Source organism: bacterium (assembly GCA_009926305.1).
In the GTDB taxonomy this organism is placed as follows: Bacteria; Bdellovibrionota_C; UBA2361; order UBA2361; family RFPC01; genus RFPC01.
On sequence record RFPC01000188.1, the window covers coordinates 1 to 1,860 of the forward strand.

Genomic DNA, 1,860 nt, shown 5'->3' on the forward strand with positions numbered 1-1,860 from the left:
AGGAAGAGGTTCAAACCCGAATTGAACTTGGTTCAATTCGCGAGCGGCTGCTAAACCTCGATCGAGATCTTGTCGAGAAGTCAAACCTCATGGCCGACATTCAACTGGAAATCCAAAATCTTGAGAGGGATGCCCAGGCCTTAGCCGAAAAGGATTCAGCGGTAGCCCGTGCGACAGCAATTCTCCCCGCACTTGGACTAGCCATAAAGAAATCGATCAGCAACCTAAAGAAGCACACTGGAGAACTTGAAGACCAGAGAAAGACTGAGTTAGCTCAACTCGATGCTCTTAATCGCGAAAGATTGGAGCTTGAGAAGCGGTCTTCGTCTCTGGCAGGTGAGCTTCAGAACGCGGAGATGCGTAGCTACGAGCTCAAGGTTCAGCTAAGCGCTATTGAAGAGCGGATACGCGAGGAGTTGCAAATATCATTAGGCGACCTGGAGGGTTCTGAGCCGGCGGACTTGGCAGATCGCAGTGATGCCGAATTGGAATCCGAGCTTAGGAAAATCGACAACCAACTTAGGGTCCTTGGTAGTTTCAATCCGCTTGCCGAGGAAGAATACTCTGCTCTTGAAGAAAGGCTCAATTACCTAAGCACTCAATTGGATGATCTAAACGAGGCAAAATCGGAGCTTCGAGGAATCATTCGAGAGATTGATGGAAAGATTCAAACAACTTTTGCCGCCGCTTTCGAAGACACGAAGAGAGAATTCGAGAAAGTATTTCCAATCTTGTTTCCTGGTGGCTCTGGCTCACTCAACCTCACGAAACCCGAGGAGGGAGAAGAGGTTGGGATTGACGTTTCAGTCAGGCCAGCGGGCAAACGCATTGAAAGAATGAGTTTGCTCTCGGGAGGAGAGCGCTCCCTAGCCGCAATGGCCCTTTTGGTTGCCATTTTTAAGGCACGACCGAGTCCGTTCTACGTTCTCGATGAGGTTGAAGCTGCTCTTGATGACACAAATCTCGAAAGACTTCTTGAAGTGTTGAAGACCCTGGGGGAGGCCTCTCAACTGATTATCGTTACGCACCAAAAGCGCACTATGGAAATTGCAGATGCTCTCTATGGGGTGAGTATGGGCAAGGACGGCGTTACTAAAGTCATGAGTCAAACCTTGGAGAAAGCTAGCTAGTGTTCAAGTTTTTGAAGAGACTGCGAGATAAGAAAAACTCGGTAGCCACTCCTGAATCAGTCATCGACACTGCGGCAATGAGTCCTCTTGCTGAATCCAAACCAGTTCTTGAAGCCAGGCTAACGGTTGAGACTCCGGCCGAAAGTATTCAGGTGGAACAGAATCAGGTCTCTGCAGCCCCAATTCAGCAGAAAAGACAGCCGGCAGAGACAGCCAATAGAGAGCCTGAGTCGTCATTTGCACCTTTGTCGAAAGGTGTGGATGTTGAAGAAGTTGAACTGCCGAAAAGGACCCTGGGCGATGGAATCCGCTCTCTGTTTCAATCTCAGATTGAGCTGGACAATCTTGAGGACATCCTGCTTCAAGCAGATTTCGGTATTGAAGCAGCTGAAGAAATTACGACCGAGTTGCGTTCGCGTGCTAGCAAGGGCGGCCTGGAGAGTGATGCTGAGCTTCGACTTGCACTTCGAGATATCTTGGTCTCTAAGTTGGAAAGACCCGACATTCAGCTAAACCTAAGTGACGGAAGACTGCCTTACGTTTTTCTGGTTGTAGGAGTGAATGGAGCTGGAAAGACCACAACCATTGGCAAGCTCTCAAAGTGGTTATTCGATGGTGAGTGGAGTGTGACTCTAGGTGCTGCGGACACCTATCGGGCAGCGGCTGTAGATCAGCTGCAAACATGGGCAGAGAGATCTTATTCACGCATCGTTAGACCAGAACGTGAGGG

The 1,860-nt window shown here is 49.4% G+C and carries 2 protein-coding genes; both read left to right on the forward strand.

Annotation, left to right across the window (positions count from 1 at the left end):
• Window positions 1-89 precede the first annotated feature (89 nt).
• Window positions 90-1,130 (forward strand): chromosome segregation protein SMC, encoded by a 1,041-nt coding sequence (locus EBR25_13610; GenBank protein ID NBW42019.1) that lies wholly within the window; start codon window positions 90-92, stop codon window positions 1,128-1,130.
• Window positions 1,130-1,860 (forward strand): hypothetical protein (locus EBR25_13615; protein NBW42020.1); only part of this gene is annotated, 731 nt, incomplete at its 3' end. The genes EBR25_13610 and EBR25_13615, both read left to right, overlap by 1 nt.

Excerpts from the sequence above, each read along its gene's own strand:
- EBR25_13610 (NBW42019.1), top strand. The coding sequence starts at position 90 with ATGGCCGACATTCAACTGGAAATCCAAAATCTTGAGAGGGATGCCCAG.